This window comes from Vibrio vulnificus NBRC 15645 = ATCC 27562, from assembly GCF_002224265.1.
In the GTDB taxonomy this organism is placed as follows: Bacteria; Pseudomonadota; Gammaproteobacteria; order Enterobacterales; family Vibrionaceae; genus Vibrio; species Vibrio vulnificus.
In genome coordinates this window covers 206,175-220,921 of the sequence record NZ_CP012882.1, presented here as the reverse complement: position 1 = coordinate 220,921, position 14,747 = coordinate 206,175, and the positions used below count along the sequence as shown (strand labels likewise).

The 14,747-nt window shown below is 47.5% G+C and carries 15 protein-coding genes; 6 read left to right on the top strand and 9 right to left on the bottom strand.

Going from position 1 to position 14,747, the window contains the following annotated elements:
* Window positions 1–105 precede the first annotated feature (105 nt).
* Together pnuC and AOT11_RS16790 are read left to right on the top strand one after the other, a co-directional pair.
* The gene (gene pnuC, locus AOT11_RS16795) at window positions 106–858 is read left to right on the top strand and encodes a nicotinamide riboside transporter PnuC (RefSeq protein WP_011082253.1); all 753 of its coding nucleotides are present in this window, start codon (window positions 106–108) and stop codon (window positions 856–858) included.
* On the top strand, window positions 855–1,583 hold the full coding sequence (locus AOT11_RS16790) for a nucleoside phosphorylase (protein ID WP_017421838.1): 729 nt from the start codon (window positions 855–857) through the stop codon (window positions 1,581–1,583). The genes pnuC and AOT11_RS16790 overlap by 4 nt, the downstream gene beginning before the upstream one ends.
* Window positions 1,584–1,770: 187 nt before the next feature.
* On the opposite strand, the gene AOT11_RS16785 is transcribed toward AOT11_RS16790, so the two are convergent.
* Window positions 1,771–2,367, bottom strand: coding sequence for a DUF1294 domain-containing protein (locus AOT11_RS16785; protein WP_017421839.1), 597 nt, complete (start codon window positions 2,365–2,367; stop codon window positions 1,771–1,773).
* A 257-nt stretch (window positions 2,368–2,624) separates the two neighbouring features.
* Here AOT11_RS16785 and AOT11_RS16780 point away from each other — a divergent pair, with 257 nt between their 5' ends.
* Entirely contained in the window at window positions 2,625–3,305 is a 681-nt protein-coding gene (locus AOT11_RS16780; RefSeq protein WP_017421840.1) for a Crp/Fnr family transcriptional regulator, read from the top strand.
* Between the two features lie 371 nt (window positions 3,306–3,676).
* Entirely contained in the window at window positions 3,677–4,570 is an 894-nt protein-coding gene (locus AOT11_RS16770) for a LysR substrate-binding domain-containing protein (RefSeq protein ID WP_017421842.1), read from the top strand.
* Between the two features lie 142 nt (window positions 4,571–4,712).
* On the opposite strand, the gene AOT11_RS16765 is transcribed toward AOT11_RS16770, so the two are convergent.
* Genes AOT11_RS16765 through AOT11_RS16755 form a run of 3 tightly spaced genes read right to left on the bottom strand, consistent with a single transcriptional unit; the run spans window position 4,713 to window position 7,598 of the window.
* Window positions 4,713–5,618: a DMT family transporter gene (locus tag AOT11_RS16765; protein WP_026050579.1), complete on the bottom strand. Its 906-nt coding sequence runs from the start codon at window positions 5,616–5,618 to the stop codon at window positions 4,713–4,715.
* Window position 5,619: 1 nt separating this feature from the next.
* The gene (locus AOT11_RS16760; RefSeq protein ID WP_026050578.1) at window positions 5,620–6,372 is read right to left on the bottom strand and encodes a 2OG-Fe dioxygenase family protein; all 753 of its coding nucleotides are present in this window, start codon (window positions 6,370–6,372) and stop codon (window positions 5,620–5,622) included.
* Window positions 6,373–6,383: 11 nt separating this feature from the next.
* Window positions 6,384–7,598, bottom strand: coding sequence for an argininosuccinate synthase-related protein (locus AOT11_RS16755; protein WP_017421844.1), 1,215 nt, complete (start codon window positions 7,596–7,598; stop codon window positions 6,384–6,386).
* A 104-nt stretch (window positions 7,599–7,702) separates the two neighbouring features.
* On the opposite strand from AOT11_RS16755, the gene AOT11_RS16750 reads away from it, so the two are divergent.
* A complete protein-coding gene (locus tag AOT11_RS16750) occupies window positions 7,703–8,617 on the top strand; it encodes a LysR family transcriptional regulator (protein WP_017421845.1) in 915 nt (304 codons plus the stop codon).
* Window positions 8,618–8,731: 114 nt separating this feature from the next.
* Here the strand turns inward: AOT11_RS16750 and AOT11_RS16745 are convergent, their stop codons facing one another.
* The 4 genes from AOT11_RS16745 to AOT11_RS16730 all read right to left on the bottom strand — a co-directional run bounded on the left by AOT11_RS16745 (window position 8,732) and on the right by AOT11_RS16730 (window position 13,411).
* Complete coding sequence (locus tag AOT11_RS16745) at window positions 8,732–10,036, bottom strand: dicarboxylate/amino acid:cation symporter (protein WP_017421846.1); 1,305 nt, start codon at window positions 10,034–10,036, stop codon at window positions 8,732–8,734.
* Window positions 10,037–10,336: 300 nt separating this feature from the next.
* Complete coding sequence (locus AOT11_RS16740) at window positions 10,337–11,437, bottom strand: DUF4056 domain-containing protein (RefSeq protein ID WP_017421847.1); 1,101 nt, start codon at window positions 11,435–11,437, stop codon at window positions 10,337–10,339.
* Window positions 11,438–11,443: 6 nt separating this feature from the next.
* Entirely contained in the window at window positions 11,444–12,559 is a 1,116-nt protein-coding gene (locus AOT11_RS16735) for a BamA/TamA family outer membrane protein (protein ID WP_017421848.1), read from the bottom strand.
* A gap of 3 nt (window positions 12,560–12,562) precedes the next feature.
* Window positions 12,563–13,411, bottom strand: a complete 849-nt coding sequence (locus AOT11_RS16730) for a hypothetical protein (RefSeq protein WP_017421849.1) — start codon at window positions 13,409–13,411, stop codon at window positions 12,563–12,565.
* 207 nt (window positions 13,412–13,618) lie between these two features.
* Between AOT11_RS16730 and AOT11_RS16725 the strand changes: the two genes are divergently transcribed.
* Window positions 13,619–14,218, top strand: coding sequence for a TetR/AcrR family transcriptional regulator (locus tag AOT11_RS16725; RefSeq protein WP_026050575.1), 600 nt, complete (start codon window positions 13,619–13,621; stop codon window positions 14,216–14,218).
* A gap of 104 nt (window positions 14,219–14,322) precedes the next feature.
* On the opposite strand, the gene AOT11_RS16720 is transcribed toward AOT11_RS16725, so the two are convergent.
* The gene (locus AOT11_RS16720) at window positions 14,323–14,637 is read right to left on the bottom strand and encodes a hypothetical protein (protein ID WP_017421851.1); all 315 of its coding nucleotides are present in this window, start codon (window positions 14,635–14,637) and stop codon (window positions 14,323–14,325) included.
* Window positions 14,638–14,747 lie beyond the last annotated feature (110 nt).

The window sequence follows — 14,747 nt, the reverse complement described above, 5'->3', positions numbered from 1 at the left end:
AATTATGATCGCACACCAGTTAGGGGGGACAAATGTCCTCCCTTTTTGCTTGTTGCGGGATATACCATCTTTCTATCCAATAACACTCGATAAAAAGGACCTAATATGGAGCTGTTCTCCCTATTTGATATCAATAATACGCTTGTGAATATTCCGATTGGTGATGGCTATGCGATGAGCTGGATTGAAGCCATTGGGACCATTTTTGGTTTGCTTTGCATTTGGTTTGCCAGCCAAGAAAAAACCATCAACTATCTATTTGGTTTGATTAACGTGACACTATTTGCGGTGATCTTCTTCCAAATTCAATTATATGGATTGCTTTTGCTACAGCTGTTTTTCTTTTGTGCTAACGTTTATGGCTGGTATGCATGGACAAGACCAAATGCCGAAGGGGATTTGCTGGAAGTGCGCTGGCTGAGCCAAAAGAAAATGGTGATCACGGCGGGCCTCTGCGTGTGTGCGATTGCGTTATTGACCGTGTACATCGATCCATTTTTCTTCGCATTGGCAAATATCGCAGTGGACACCATGAATGTGTTCGGCGCTGGGCTTGCTGAGCCAGTATTGGAGCCTGACGCTTTCCCATTTTGGGATTCGACGATGACGGTATTGTCCATTGTGGCGCAAATCCTCATGACCAGAAAATATGTTGAAAACTGGGTACTTTGGGTGGTGATCAACATCATTAGTGTCGGCATCTACGCCATGCAAGGGGTGTATGCGATGTCACTGCAGTACGCGATCCTAATGTTTATTGCTGCGAATGGTACGCGTGAATGGGCACGTACAGCGAAGCGTAACCAAGCATCGACGCAACAGAAGTCAGAAAAATCGGCCGATGAGGCAGTCGCATGAGTAAACAGCCTCATCTGTGTGTTGATGAAACGCAAGTCGCAGAACGAGTGATCGTGTGTGGCGAGCCGGATCGCGCGAACCGAATTGCAGCGTTACTAGAAAACGCCGAACTGATAGCAGAGAACCGTGAATACCGCCTTTTCAACGGTGAGTTTCAAGGTAAAGCCATCACCGTTTGCAGCACGGGCATTGGTGCACCTTCAATGATTATTGCCGTTGAAGAGCTCAAGCAATGCGGCGCGAAATACATCATTCGTGTTGGTTCTGCAGGTGCGATGCAACCGAATATCGCACTGGGTGAGTTGATCGTAGCGGAAGGGGCAGTGCGCGATGAAGGGGGGTCAAAAGCCTACATTGACGCGGCTTACCCTGCTTATGCGAGCTTTAGCTTGCTCAAAGGGTTGGATGGCTATTTGCAAATGCAAACTGTTCCCTACCATATGGGCGTAGTGCGTTCTCACGACAGCTTCTATACCGATGATGAAGAAACTTTGTGCCAATACTGGAACAAAAAAGGCATCTTGGGAGCCGATATGGAAACCTCGGCGTTGTTTACAGTGGGTCGTTTACGTGGTTTGCACGTGGCTTCTGTGCTGAATAATGTCGTACGCTACCAGCAAGATGTGAAAGAAGGAGTAAGCCAATACGTGAATGATGATGACGCCATGATGGCGGGCGAAAAACGTGCGTCATTGGCGGCTCTAACCGCGCTTTCTTGCCAATAGGCAAGCGTCTTTTCTTGCAATAGAAAACGGCATCTTCGGATGCCGTTTTTCGTTTGGAAAAGGGCGTGAGTGTAGAGCCAAATTTCAGTGAAGCTTATAGTTAGCCAATAACAGCTATTGCTGAGAACCAGTGTTTGGAATCGATGGTTTGAGATCGATTGACTCACGGCGTTAGGGTGAAAATACCCTAAAGTAAAAATGCGTCAAAAACAAACTGAACAAGGTGTCGACCTGACTCGGTAAATAGCCAAAGAAAACCGGCGATATTCAGAGTGATAGTCAGCCATAGAATGAGTTTGAAAGGCTGTTTTTTCGATTTGTGTCGCAACGAAAATTGAGCCAACAGTGCCCCAGGCCAACCACCGAGTAGTGAGAGTAGATGCAAGGTGTTTTCTGGCGTTCTCCAACTATTCTCCTGTGCTGCTTGTTTATCCTTAGCAAACATCAGATAGGTGAACATACTCAACACTACATACAATGGGATGAGAATTTTTGCCCCATCGAATAGGACAACGGAGGCGGTTGCTGCAACTAAAAAGCTAAAACCAAACAAAACGGTAAAAGGGAAACCATGCACACCAAGAACGACAACATTTTCAGCGTTGAATCGCCCTTTTTTGTCTTCAGCCACGTCGAAAGTGACACTGTCTTTTATTTTGGGGCGATAGCCACGGTTTGTGACCGAAGAAATATGAAAGAATACTTTCAGTTCTCCACCAATGGCAGAAATGAACCCGTAACCTTTTTCGTCATTCCATTCTATTATTTGGCCTTTTATTGCCATCCTTCGCTATCCCATGGTGATGTCTTTGGATTTGTCTTATAACACTTTAAGCAATCATTGGCATATAAATTTCATCACAAAACACGCCTTAGGAAAGATATCGCCCTTTATAAGGAACATCGTTAGGCACGATTGAAGCCAAATGATCTCGACGTTGGTTGCATCGTGATAGCGCAAGAGCGTCAAACTCTCTGCAAAAGGATGACATCTTAGCCAAGGAAACGTACTCTTCCTATAACGCATCACAGAGGTGAAACATGAGAATCACGCCTTCCTCAACAGGCCGTTTTTCTGCCTATCTAGCAGAGCAGAGCAAAGCTTTTCGAGAGCTGATCTACCGTTGCCAAGTCAGCAGTTACTACGTTGATGCAGGGACGGAGATCCTCCGTCAGGGGGAAAAGCTAGAACAACTGTTTGTTGTGCCAGTGGGGCGCGTTTCTATGAACATCATAGCGGCTAATGGTCGACGCTTTCAGCTCGGAGAAGCGAACTGCGATGACCATATTTTCGGTGAAATGGAGTTCTTTACGCAAACGCCTTGTCAATGGACGGTTACGGCTGACGAACATCTGCAAGTTGACCTCATTTGCATTCATCGTTTGGCTCAAGCATTAGAGCAGCAGCCGGAAATGATGGTGTTTTTTGCCTCTGCACTGGCGGAAGATTATCAAGATTCGATGGAGATCTACACTAGCCGCTTGCTTCACCCCATTGCGTACAACATCGCTTTTGATTTATTGCAGCAAAAACAGCACCCAGTCATGCTCGGTGGGTTTGATAAGGTCAACCAAGAAGCCGAGCGTTTTGGCACTTCAAGCCGCGTTTACCGTCGTGCCGTCAAAGAACTGATGGACAAAGGCCTGGTTAGCAAAGGAGAAAACGGTTTAGAGATTGTCGACGAAGAGCAGCTCAGACGTTTTCTTGAGAGCAGTGAGTAGTTTTTACTTGCTCCCGCTGAAAAGGGCAGTGGATACAAAACCGCTTCTCTTTAATTGGATGAATATTTCATCTTCATTAGTAAATTAGTTCACATTATAAAAACCTAGAGTGGTGTGATTTATCTTTCTCATCACACTCTAGTCCGATGTCTTTCTTGAGATGGTCACTCATGGTGGTCGTACACTTTTCTTTTCTGCTTGAGCTTGAAAATATTAGTCTAAATTTCAATACATTAAACATTTTCTTGATGTGAATGTATTTAGCTGGCTTCATTGTGGTGTCCTTGATTACTTATCAGTTAGCGCTATTATCAAGGCAAACAAAATGGGTTACGAACAACGATTTATTAAAGGAACTATAACCTCAGCTTATGGACAATCGACTGCGTTATCTCTCAGCACTGCGTTTTTTCGAATCGGCCTCGCGGCTAAAAAGTTACAGCAAAGCGGCCGAAGAGCTGCATGTTACCCAAGCTGCCATTAGCCAAAAATTACGCCAGCTTGAAGATCGTTTAGGGTGCAAATTGTTTGTTCGTCGTGGGCGAGAAATGCATCTCACCGATAAGGGTCAGATCCTGCAAAAACATGTGAATGATGGCTTCAAAAACATTGTTACAGGGCTCAATCGAATTCAAAACGAACCGCTTGAAGGCGTGTTGAATGTTAGTGCCCCTCGCTCGTTTTCGACTCGCTGGTTAATGCCTAGATTGTGGAAATTCACCATGGAATTCCCTCATGTACCTATTCGTGTGCAAAACGCTAAGGGCATTGATATCCGCCACACAGAAACGGATGTGCTTATTTGGCAAGGTGATGACACCGTCGAGCATCTTGAGCTTGAGCAAGAGACGTTATTTGAAGAGGCCATTTTTCCCTACTGCTCACCACAGTTAGCAGAATCCATGAAGTTTACTGAGCCAGAACAACTGCTACGCTGTTGGCTGATTGACTTTAACTCTACCTCCTTCAACTGGGATCAGTGGTTTCACTGTGCCAATGTTCAGGCCAAGCGTGAAGGGATCCAATGGATGGAAGTCAGTACCTTCGATATGGCGATTAATGCCGTTGTTGCGGGTCATGGTGCCTGCTTGGCGACAGAGAGCATTACCGCCGATTTCGTTGAGCGCGGCTTGTTGGTCAAGCCATTTAACATCGGGCTCAAACCTGGCGTTCGCATCTCCGTGATCAGTGATCCTTCGTCATCACGTGTGTTAAGGATTAACGCTTTCAAGGAATGGTTACAAAGAGAACTTCATTTTCAGTAACCGATGCTTGTTGCTTTCACCTAGGTCCCTGGTTATGCGCAAGTTGATAATGTCTAGGCTCATAGTGAGCCAAATAAACCAAAGCGAGCCGAGGCTCGCTTGGTTTGTCTTAAAGTGATGGATTCAAAGAAGGGGAATCCGATCAGTTATCCCGAGTCGAGGTAACAATCACACTAAACAGGATGAGTGCGCCACCGAGCAGTTGCAGCGCGGTGAGGGATTCTTGTAGCCATACCATGGCGAAAATAGCACCAAACAATGGCTCACTGCCCATCAGGAGTGAAACGCGAGTCGGTGAGGTTTTTCGCACGGCGTAGTTTTGTACATAGAAAGCAAACAGGGTACAAAACAATACTAAGTAGGCGACGGTTAACCAGAACTCCAACGAGACGGGCAATACGATCTCTGCAGCTGGCACATACACCAACACGCCGACGATTGCACAACTGGCCACAACAAAAGATTGTAGAGAGGTCAGGGTGGTGGTGGTGATCTCTTTGCCTTCGGTGAAACGTTTGGTCATGGTGACCATTAAGGCACGCAGCAGTGCCGCAGTTAAAATAAAGTAGTCGCCAGTGTTGAGTGAAAGCTCGATGCCTTGCTCGCTGGTGAGCAAGAGTACACCGATGACACTGCACACAGTGAGAGCCAGCAAGGTATTACTAATGCGCTTTTTGTTGATCACCAGTTCCGCAAACGCCGTTAGGATAACGGTGAGGCTGATCAAAAATGCGGCATTGGATGCAGAGGTTTGTGAAACCCCAAACACTTCGCAGAAAAAAATCGCCGAGAGGATAAAGCCGGTCGGTATGGCAATCTTCCAGTCTTTATTGAGTCCTTGGCGAAAGTCTCGAATCACGACAGGTAGCATACACAGGAAAGTGATCGAGAAACGAATCGAGATAAAGAGCAAAACGCTGGTATACACAAGAGCGCTTTTGGTGAGCCCGTAACTGGTTCCCCAAAACACGGCCACTAACAGCAGCAGTGTTTCAGTGAGGGGAAACTTAAAACTTCCTTTTTTTAACGAACTCGTCGCTATTGTCATGTTATTTCTCCATTTTTGTAAAAGCGATAACGAGTACATCCCTAGATGCTGATGTTTCACTGCTCGCGGGGGTAATAGTGGAGACTTCGTGCATCGTAGCGGCATCATCCGCCATGACGATGTCGAAAGTCTTGTCGAGCGTGATGCGCTCGAGCTCATTTTGATTGTCATCGGTGATGCGGGTTTCGCCACCGGATACATTGATCTTGTTGATCATCATCGAGGCGATATAAGTCACGCCATCACGATGCAACCCTTCAGGCGTTGGTTCGCCTGCTTCCGCTTCCGTTGCGGTGATACGATAGGGGTGCAAACGGATATTCCAGTTTTGCGGTTCGCCTTCGACGTCGTCATAGATTTCGCTCATCATCTTGAGCAGTTTTTCTAGTACAGGGGAGGTCACAAAGCGGTCGGTTAACGGTTCAAAGTGACGTTCAATATCGCCATTGAGTGTGTTGATGTACGCAGGTTGAACATAGGGTTCGTGCGGCATCATCACAATTTCTTTGCTCCGCGCAAGTTTAGTGAACTGACCATAGCGACGATAACGGTATGTTCCACCGTCAGCCATATAGCGATCGCGTTCTAGTTGGTTCCAGCAGTTTTTGAATCGAATCACTTCGCCAACATGAGTGCTGAGTAGTAACGTCATTTGTCGTCCATTGATAAAGACGTATTTGTACTTTTTCAGCTGTTGCGAAATGGGAAGAACGCTCTGCTTGGTTTTATGAGTCGTGCTTTCTGTCATTGTCATCTGCGCCTCCGTTACGCGACTTGATGCTGTTTATCAGATGTCGGTTCAAGTTGAACCGAGCGCATACTGCGGGTATGCGCCACGTTTATCTCCCAATTGTCGCGATCACGCAGGTATCGTGCATTATCTGCAACAATACTGGTGGCGATTGCATTACCTCGGGAAAGTTGAAAGAGGACACTGCCAGAGACATGCTCGGCAGTGTGAGCGATGAACGCATAGCTGGCATTTTGCAACAGGCTACCGAAGCGACCTTCGACCGCTTCTTGAGTCCACGTTTCGTTGTGCCATGCTTTGGCTTTGAGAACATCGGTAGGTAAAGTGGCCGTTTCGAGCAACTTATAAGCCTTCATCAAGAGCATTGCGGCGGGTGCTTCGCGCACCTCTAACACTTTTTCGTCTTGATCGAGATGGTCGAACCCTACATAACGACCTATCTCATACGCGCCAACGTGGTTGTTAATAAACGCTATTAACTCGAGTAGAGTTATCGGTTTGTCATTTAAGGTAACCGGATAACCTTGTTTGAAACCGATCTTGATGCTGTTGCCTTCAAGATGGTGCTCTGGTTGCCAACGCGACCAGGTAAAAAGCGAATCGGCGAGGGTGAAGTTTTCCGGATCGTCCAAGATGCCGGATTCAAACTCGCGACACCATAAATTGGAATCGCCACTGACATTACGAGATTTAAAGCCAACCAAACCGGAGTGAAACAGCGTCTGAGCTTTTTCTTCGCGGCTGATGGCGGAATACTCATAAGGCGAGCCGTAGAAACCTTGGTAGCCTGAACGTTCAATCGCGCCATTGAGACGGCGTAAGCTATTTTGCGACTGATTTGCGGTGTGGATGATGGCGTCACAACCGAGATTCTGCGCCAGCTCGACCGCTTTTTTAACAATGATTGGTCGAGAGAGTGAGGAACTGACCGGATAGTCACCTAGGTAAAGCGCTTGTGCTTGTATGGCGCAAAAGAGGCTGTGTTCAACAAACTCCTGTTTTGCATCGAGGATTTTTAAATCGAAGCCGTAATGATCGGTGATGAGCTTGAGTTTGGATTCTTCGATGTCATCGCCAAGATCAATGGCCACCGCGGTGACTTTTGCGCGGCTGTTCTTGAGAATTTCGAGCAAGTAAGAGCTATCTAAGCCGCCGCTAAAGAGCGTCAACACATGTTTGGCTTGGCTCGCGACGTTTTGTACATCCTCAATACTTCTGATTTTCTTCATCTCTCTGTCCTTGATGTTGTCTGACTAATGTCAATTGACTTATTTAGTATCTATAAGTAACTTCAACGGAACAATACAGTGAAAATGCAAAGGATAATTGCGCCATGGACACAAATAGGCTAATTCCACTGCTTTCTGAGATGGCAATTTTCGTTAATGTGGTCGAATCTGGCAGTTTTTCGAAAACCGCGCAAAAGCTTGGTGTGTCGCCGTCTTCGGTCAGTCGCTCGATAACTCGTTTGGAAAATGTGCTGGAAAAGAAACTGCTTGAGCGCACAACGCGACAAATGCGGTTGAGTGCGACGGGGCAAGAGGTCTATAGCCTGTGCAGTGATATGATGAATGCGGCGAAGATGGCGGTTTCCGCCGCGCAAACGGACAAAAGTGAAGCATCGGGCTCACTGCGCATTGCCGCGCCGAAAGCGTTATCTCGTCAGGTGTTGATGCCGTTCGTGCTCGATTTCATTGCTGATCACCCCAAAGTGGCGCTGCAACTGAAAGTCGCGGATCACTATATCGACCCGATAGGCGATGAGGTGGACGTGATCATCCAAATCACTGACAAACCAACCGAAGGGTTAGTGGCTCGTAGCTTAGGTCGCTGCCGTTTGGTGTTGTGTGCAAGCCCAGAGTATTTGCAGCAGCAAGGCACGCCGAACCATCCAGATGATTTAGTGGGCCACAACTGTTTGTGTTTGGGAGAAAATCCGCGGGATAGGGTGTGGGATTTTACCATCGGCAGCCGAAAAATTTCGGTGAATGTGAAGGGCTCATTTGCGGTCAATCACAGTGAAATTCGCCGTGAAGCGGTGCTGAGAGGATTTGGCATTTCGGTGTTTCCTGAGTTTGCGATTCGTCCTTATATTGAGTCGGGAGCATTGACCGAGTTACTCAGTGACTGGCACCTTGGCGGCAATTATCAAGGGCAGATTTTGGCGCAATATGCGCAGTCAAAGTACGTGCCGCAGCAGATTAAAACCTTTATAGAATACCTTCAACAACGCATGGTGCTTTCATAGCCTGTGGATGGCATCACGGTCAGCGTGACCCCAAGTAAAAACCCCGCAGAGAGTTCTCTCTACGGGGTTTATTTTTCGCTGTTTGTTCGTGCCTATTAACGATGCAATTGCTGATTAAGCGTCTGCACGTTTTAGGTGTACTTCTTCTTCTTTCTCGCCTGCTTTTGGATCGGCAAAGCGGTCAAGATCTAAAGCACCTTCTGATTTCGCAACAATCACCGAAACACACGCATCACCAGTGATGTTGACAGCTGTGCGGATCATATCCAGTAGACGGTCGACACCCATGATCAGCGCGATACCTTCCAGTGGTAGACCCACTTGGTTGAGTACCATCGCCAGCATGACCAGACCAACACCCGGAACACCAGCGGTACCGATAGATGCTAATGTTGCGGTGAGAATCACCATCACATAGTCACCCATACTAAGGTCGATGTTGAATGCTTGAGCGATAAATGCGGTCGCCACGCCTTGCATGATGGCTGTTCCATCCATGTTGACGGTTGCGCCCAACGGAACCGTAAACGAGGCGATTTTGTTGTCTACGCCTAGGCGGTTTTTTACCGTTTCCATGGTGGCTGGAATGGTCGCGTTAGACGAGGCTGTTGAAAAGGCAAACATGATGGCATCTTCCATTTTCTTCAAGAAAGTCAATGGACTTAGACCAGTGAAGCCTTTTAGCATCAAGCTGTAAGTGACCAAACCATGGATGAGCAGTGTCGCCGTCAACACTAGGAAGTATTCACCTAGATTAATGATTGCGCCCAAACCTAGGCCAGTAAACAGTTTCGCCATCAAGAAGAACACGCCGTAAGGGGCCAGGTTCATCAGTAGCGCAACCAGCTTCATGATCACTTCGTTAAGGTCAGAGAAGATCGCCGCAATGCGCTCACCCGGTTTACCAGCTGCACTGATGGCAATACCAAACAACAGGGCGAAGACGATCACTTGAAGCGTTTTGCCTTCGGCCATCGCACTGATTGGGTTGGTCGGGAACATATCGATGATCACTTGACCCAATGACGGTGCCTCTGCCGATTTGAACGAGCTTGCTGCGGTGAGATCTGCACCTGATCCAGGTTGGAATACCGTACCCATGGTCAGAGCGAGCGTGATAGCAACGGCGGTGGTGGTGATGTAAAACGCCAGGGTTTTACCACCCATACGACCTAGGGTCGAGATATCTTTAAGTGAGCTGGTACCACAAACAAGCGAAACAAAAATCAGTGGTACAACAAGCATTTTTAAGCTGGCAATAAAGATTTTACCGCCGACTTCAAAAAGTCCATTTACGATGTATGCGTCAACAAATCCATTGTCAGCAAATAGCGCGCGAATCGCGAATCCTGTCAAGATACCCGCAACCATGCCAAGAATTACACGGCCGGTTAGCGACATCGGTTTCTTGGTATTCATATGAACACTCCTTATAGTTATGCACCTTGAGTTCAGTTCAAGGGGAGCAGCAGGGTAGCAGTGTCCACTAAAAATAAAAAAGTAAATTGATGAATTGGATTAATAGATGTGATCTATATCACCTGAAATTTTAGTATATTCACAAGGTGATAACAAAGTAAGCTAGAATATTTATCTGTTGAATTAGGTTGTTTATCTTTTTTATCGATAGATAAACAAACCCATCAATTCTTACCAGATGATAATCGCTATGCATATGCCTCTTGATTTTGCATAAACAAGCGCAAGTTATGCACTTGATTACTCTTCACCTACCTGAGGAGAGAATGACTTAGGGTGATGACGAGCATCTTGTTGATAAGCAAAATCGGCCAAATTCGCAAAGTTCTGATGCGTCCAGACTTGCGCTTTTTTCAGGGTGTCAGGCAAGGCTGAAAAGTGCTTCTCCTCGTTGCTGGCAATCAGTTTCAGACTGACCCAATCGGAAATCGGACTACCATCAGAAAAGTGCGCATTGAGTGACAGAGTATGCTCGCTTCCCGGGTAATTAGGCTGAAGGGTATAAGCGAGCTGGTAGTCACGCTTGAGCAGCAGCCACTTGTCAGGCAAACGGCGTGCGCTGTCCCACCATAACCCATCGAGCGCTTCAATCTTCTGTTGAGTGATCTTTTTCGATTGCGCTTTGAGTTCGCTTAGGCGTTGTTGTAGGACGTGATCGACGTTTTTGGAGAAGGTTTTCTTATCCAAGGTAGGAGTGGCAAGAATCACCTGTTTCGCCAGTTGTGCGCCAAGCATGTTGGAGTAGAGATCTTCTGGAGAGAAGGCCGACGCTAACTCGTCGAAGCCGCCGACGGACATCAAACCAAACCATTGGGCAATTTCATGCCATTGCGCTAATTGAAAGGCGATGAACGCGGCGGCGTCAGCGCTACGTTGTACTTTTTCGGCTTGACTCAGAGACTCCGCCTGAAACTGAGGCTGCCAATGGATCTGCCGCACACGCAGCTCTTGTTTGAGTTCAACCTGATATTCCTGACCAAGATGGGTGAGGTTTTCTTGATAGAGATAGAAGGTGTAATCCGCGGTGTCTCGAACGTGGGCGGTATCAATAAAGCCAGCGTGTTGGGTAAAAATGAGGCCGTTGCTTTCATCGCCCAGTCCGAGCAAATTGCCCGACACGGATTGTGAGCCATCGTTGTAGCGGTGCTGGCCAATTTTGTCGGCGTCCACCACGTTACCCACTGAAAAGAACGGGACGGGAATGCCTCCCAACTGGGCTTTTAGGTCGTAACCAAAGGCGCAACATGGGCGCACACCCACGGGGGCATCGACCTCGGCAAGCACCGAGGAAGAGAAGCTGGCGAGCAACAGAAGAAGAGTTGTTTTGTTCATTTTCATCATGATTTTCTAAAACGCCTCATTGACATGAAAATAGAAACCGCTGCTCTCTTTGCCAAATCCCATATCGACGCGGACATTGATACGCGCTTTGAAGGCAAAACGATAACCGATGCCGACGGTGGGGAGCCAAGATTGTTCGAGCAACTCGTTGTAGTGAGGGGCAATGGTGCCTGCGCCGACCCAAGCCACCATCCCATGACGTTGATTAAAGCTATGGCGCACCTCCACTTGGGTGGAGAGCTGATTGCGATCGCGATATTGGCCTTGATAATAGCCGCGCATCCGTTGGTCGTCGCCCAGCATGGCTTGATCGTACCAAGGCACGTCACCGGTAAACGCTTGGCTATAGAGTTCCATCGCCACAATGGTTTGTGAGGAAACTTGCAGGTAATGGCGTACATTCATCAACCATTGTTGGTAGTTGGTATCACTGCCGTACTGCTGGCGAAAGTCACTCCATTCAAGATTCCAATAGCTGCCCATTGCCGGATTGGGCTCGAAATCGCGGCTGTCGTATTCCATACCCAGCACCATGCCGCTGCTTCTGCCGTTGCTCAGCGCTTTGGCCACGGGGGTCTCATCGTCAACGGTTACCCCTTGGTAGGTTTGCCAGTGCCATCCCGCTTTGAGATAGACGTTTGGCGCAATCTGATAAGCGATTTTCGGGTTGAACTGGTAACGTTGCGCATTGTACTGAGTTTTGTTGTTGTCGGTCTGCGCCGCACTTTCGCCTTGGCCCCAGTAATAACCGGGCGTATGGCTCACCCAACCATCGATCAGTAAGCGAATGCGATCACCAGAAAGATAGGTGCGATTTTCAACCCCTAATCCGTAAGAGCCTGAAGTTGAGGCGTAGGAAGTCAGGGTTAAGGTGGAATAAGGATCTGTAGATTGCCAGCCTGTTGGTGTATACAATCCCACGGCCGCGATGCCGATACCGAGCCCTTGCTCTGGGTTGACAAAGGGACCCGGTAACACGCCCCAGTCGATCAGTTTTCTGGTATCGACCGTGTCGCTGGCACCCAGTTTTTCCAGTAGGTTATCTACCCAACTGCTTTGTGGTTTTGCAAAGGCACTGACACTGGTGAGAGCCAGCAGAGCGCAACACCCAACTTTGCCCATGGGTTAGAATCTCCGATCGACTGAGAAGAACATGCTCTGGCGGTCACCAAAACCAAACTCACCGAGCAGATACCAACTCTCATTAATTTGATACTGCATGCCCACAATGGGGTTCCATGGGGTTTGCAAGTGTTGTTGAACTTCGAAACGAGCATCACTAGGCAGCAGTGAGGTTAAGGACGAGGGCAAGCCAAGATCGGAAAGCGAACCTTTGAGTGTTTGCTCAACATCTTGATACATGGCACCAGCCCAAATACGCAGCGGTGTCCCGTGGCGATTGAAATCATAACCGACACGAGGAGAGACAACGATCGCGTCAATGGTGCCGTCGATGACGGTCAAACGGCTTTGCGTGAAACTGGCGTCCACCAACGCAAACCAGTTTTCATAACCGCCGACTAGCACCGCGCCAAAGCCCGTGGTGTAGCCATCCAGATCCAAGCGAAAGTCTTGGATTTTATGGGTGATAATCGGTCTGTTGGGGTTAAAGCCCGCGGTTAAGGTAACGTCTGTGGTTGAATAGCCATCTAGCTTTCCCACCAAACCGTACAAGTTAAGAAAGGGGAACAGCCAAACATCAGCCCGTAACGTCAGCACTTCGGTATATTGGCGTCCGGGTTCTGCATCCAAACCGATATCGAGATAGTTGAAGTCCAACCCTTGCAGATCGATGGAATCGACATTAATACCTTGCTCCATCGTCATGTAACTCAAGTTAAAACCGATCGGTTTTGGCAAGGTGTAACCAAGCGCTTCTGCGTCTTCTTTCCAGATAGGCAGTGAAAAGGAGTCTGCTACGGTTGGGGTGGAGCAAGCAGCAAACAGTAAGGAGAGCAGAACGGCTTTTTTCATTCGTTAAACATCAATAAATAGAGCAAAACCAACATAAGTGGTTCAGCCATTGTTGTACATCGCCTTGGTTTAGGCACCTGTCAATGGTCTCTCATCCGTTGAACGCCATTTTGTCACGATCATACACCTAATTTTTTACAAGTAAACTTGAAAGTGTACTTTTGTTATTTTTGCTCTATACTAAGCGGCAATGGAAAGAGGATGGCTATGAAAGTTACCGAGCAAAAACGGCTTGCCCTTATTGAGGCCGCCAAAGATGAATTTATAGAATTTGGTTTTAATGCCGCCAACATGGATCGTGTATGCGAAAAAGCATCCACTTCAAAACGCACCCTTTATCGACACTTTGAAAGCAAAGAGTTGCTGTTCACTGCAGCCATTAATGCCATGGTGGAAAAGCAAAAAGAGCACACCACTTTTGTATATCAAGCTCATGGGGCGCTGGACTCGCAGCTCAAAGCGTACTTGCAGCGCAAAGTGATCGGTCTCTACAGTGAAGTGGGTTTGCCTGTGGTGCGTATGATCGTGGGTGAATTCATTCGAGAGCCCGAGCTGGCACAGCGATACCTCGCCTTGATGGGGGGCAAAGACGTAGAACTCAAACAATGGATAGAAAATGCCATCAGTGACGGAAGGCTGATCTCTGGCGATAGCCAGCAGATCATGGCTACCTTGTTAAATCTGTTCCACGGTCAATTTCTATGGCCGCAATTGGTGGCAAACCTTGCGCAGCCCAACGAGCAAGATCAACAGACGCATATCAATGAAATGGTGCGTATCTTCTTGCGCGCTTACGTAGCAGATTAGAGAGAGGGTAATGGATAACCCGTTCTTCCTCTCCTTGGAAGTTCGGGTTATCGCTTCTACAGGTGAGAATAACTCAGAGCCTATCCTGCAGAAGATATTAGGACTTAAAAGTTATGCTGAGCAAGCTCGGAAGGAAGACCCACATTAGAATGAGGCAGAACGATTTTGCGTGATTCGAAGCGAACCTGCTCTCGATCAAACCAGAACTCGATGCAGTCTGCTGCGTGCAAAACTAACGTGTAACGGGTCTCTTGTCTGAGATACATTCCACCGATTTCAAAATCTTCATATTTAACATTCAGCCCCAGAACTTGATGGCTGCGTACCCCGTCGTTATAAAAAATTTGGTCACGAGTAAAGTTTGCTTCTTTAAGAAGCGCTAAAGCGATATTGAGTGAATCCGAAGTAATAGTAATCATAATATTTGTTGTGTTGTGGTATACCCATTTGACGATACTCAGCCTAGTCGTAACGCTGGGCGTATGAGTGAGAAATCACCACGACCAAAATGTGGATGGTTCGCATGTGC

What these genes read in the sequence shown, in the direction of transcription:
- pnuC (WP_011082253.1), top strand. Translation starts at nt 106, where the DNA reads ATGGAGCTGTTCTCCCTATTTGATATCAATAATACGCTTGTGAATATT.
- AOT11_RS16790 (WP_017421838.1), top strand. Translation starts at nt 855, where the DNA reads ATGAGTAAACAGCCTCATCTGTGTGTTGATGAAACGCAAGTCGCAGAA.
- AOT11_RS16785 (WP_017421839.1), bottom strand. Translation starts at nt 2,367, where the DNA reads ATGGCAATAAAAGGCCAAATAATAGAATGGAATGACGAAAAAGGTTAC.
- AOT11_RS16780 (WP_017421840.1), top strand. Translation starts at nt 2,625, where the DNA reads ATGAGAATCACGCCTTCCTCAACAGGCCGTTTTTCTGCCTATCTAGCA.
- AOT11_RS16770 (WP_017421842.1), top strand. Translation starts at nt 3,677, where the DNA reads ATGGACAATCGACTGCGTTATCTCTCAGCACTGCGTTTTTTCGAATCG.
- AOT11_RS16765 (WP_026050579.1), bottom strand. Translation starts at nt 5,618, where the DNA reads ATGACAATAGCGACGAGTTCGTTAAAAAAAGGAAGTTTTAAGTTTCCC.
- AOT11_RS16760 (WP_026050578.1), bottom strand. Translation starts at nt 6,372, where the DNA reads ATGACAATGACAGAAAGCACGACTCATAAAACCAAGCAGAGCGTTCTT.
- AOT11_RS16755 (WP_017421844.1), bottom strand. Translation starts at nt 7,598, where the DNA reads ATGAAGAAAATCAGAAGTATTGAGGATGTACAAAACGTCGCGAGCCAA.
- AOT11_RS16750 (WP_017421845.1), top strand. Translation starts at nt 7,703, where the DNA reads ATGGACACAAATAGGCTAATTCCACTGCTTTCTGAGATGGCAATTTTC.
- AOT11_RS16745 (WP_017421846.1), bottom strand. Translation starts at nt 10,036, where the DNA reads ATGAATACCAAGAAACCGATGTCGCTAACCGGCCGTGTAATTCTTGGC.
- AOT11_RS16740 (WP_017421847.1), bottom strand. Translation starts at nt 11,437, where the DNA reads ATGATGAAAATGAACAAAACAACTCTTCTTCTGTTGCTCGCCAGCTTC.
- AOT11_RS16735 (WP_017421848.1), bottom strand. Translation starts at nt 12,559, where the DNA reads ATGGGCAAAGTTGGGTGTTGCGCTCTGCTGGCTCTCACCAGTGTCAGT.
- AOT11_RS16730 (WP_017421849.1), bottom strand. Translation starts at nt 13,411, where the DNA reads ATGAAAAAAGCCGTTCTGCTCTCCTTACTGTTTGCTGCTTGCTCCACC.
- AOT11_RS16725 (WP_026050575.1), top strand. Translation starts at nt 13,619, where the DNA reads ATGAAAGTTACCGAGCAAAAACGGCTTGCCCTTATTGAGGCCGCCAAA.
- AOT11_RS16720 (WP_017421851.1), bottom strand. Translation starts at nt 14,637, where the DNA reads ATGATTACTATTACTTCGGATTCACTCAATATCGCTTTAGCGCTTCTT.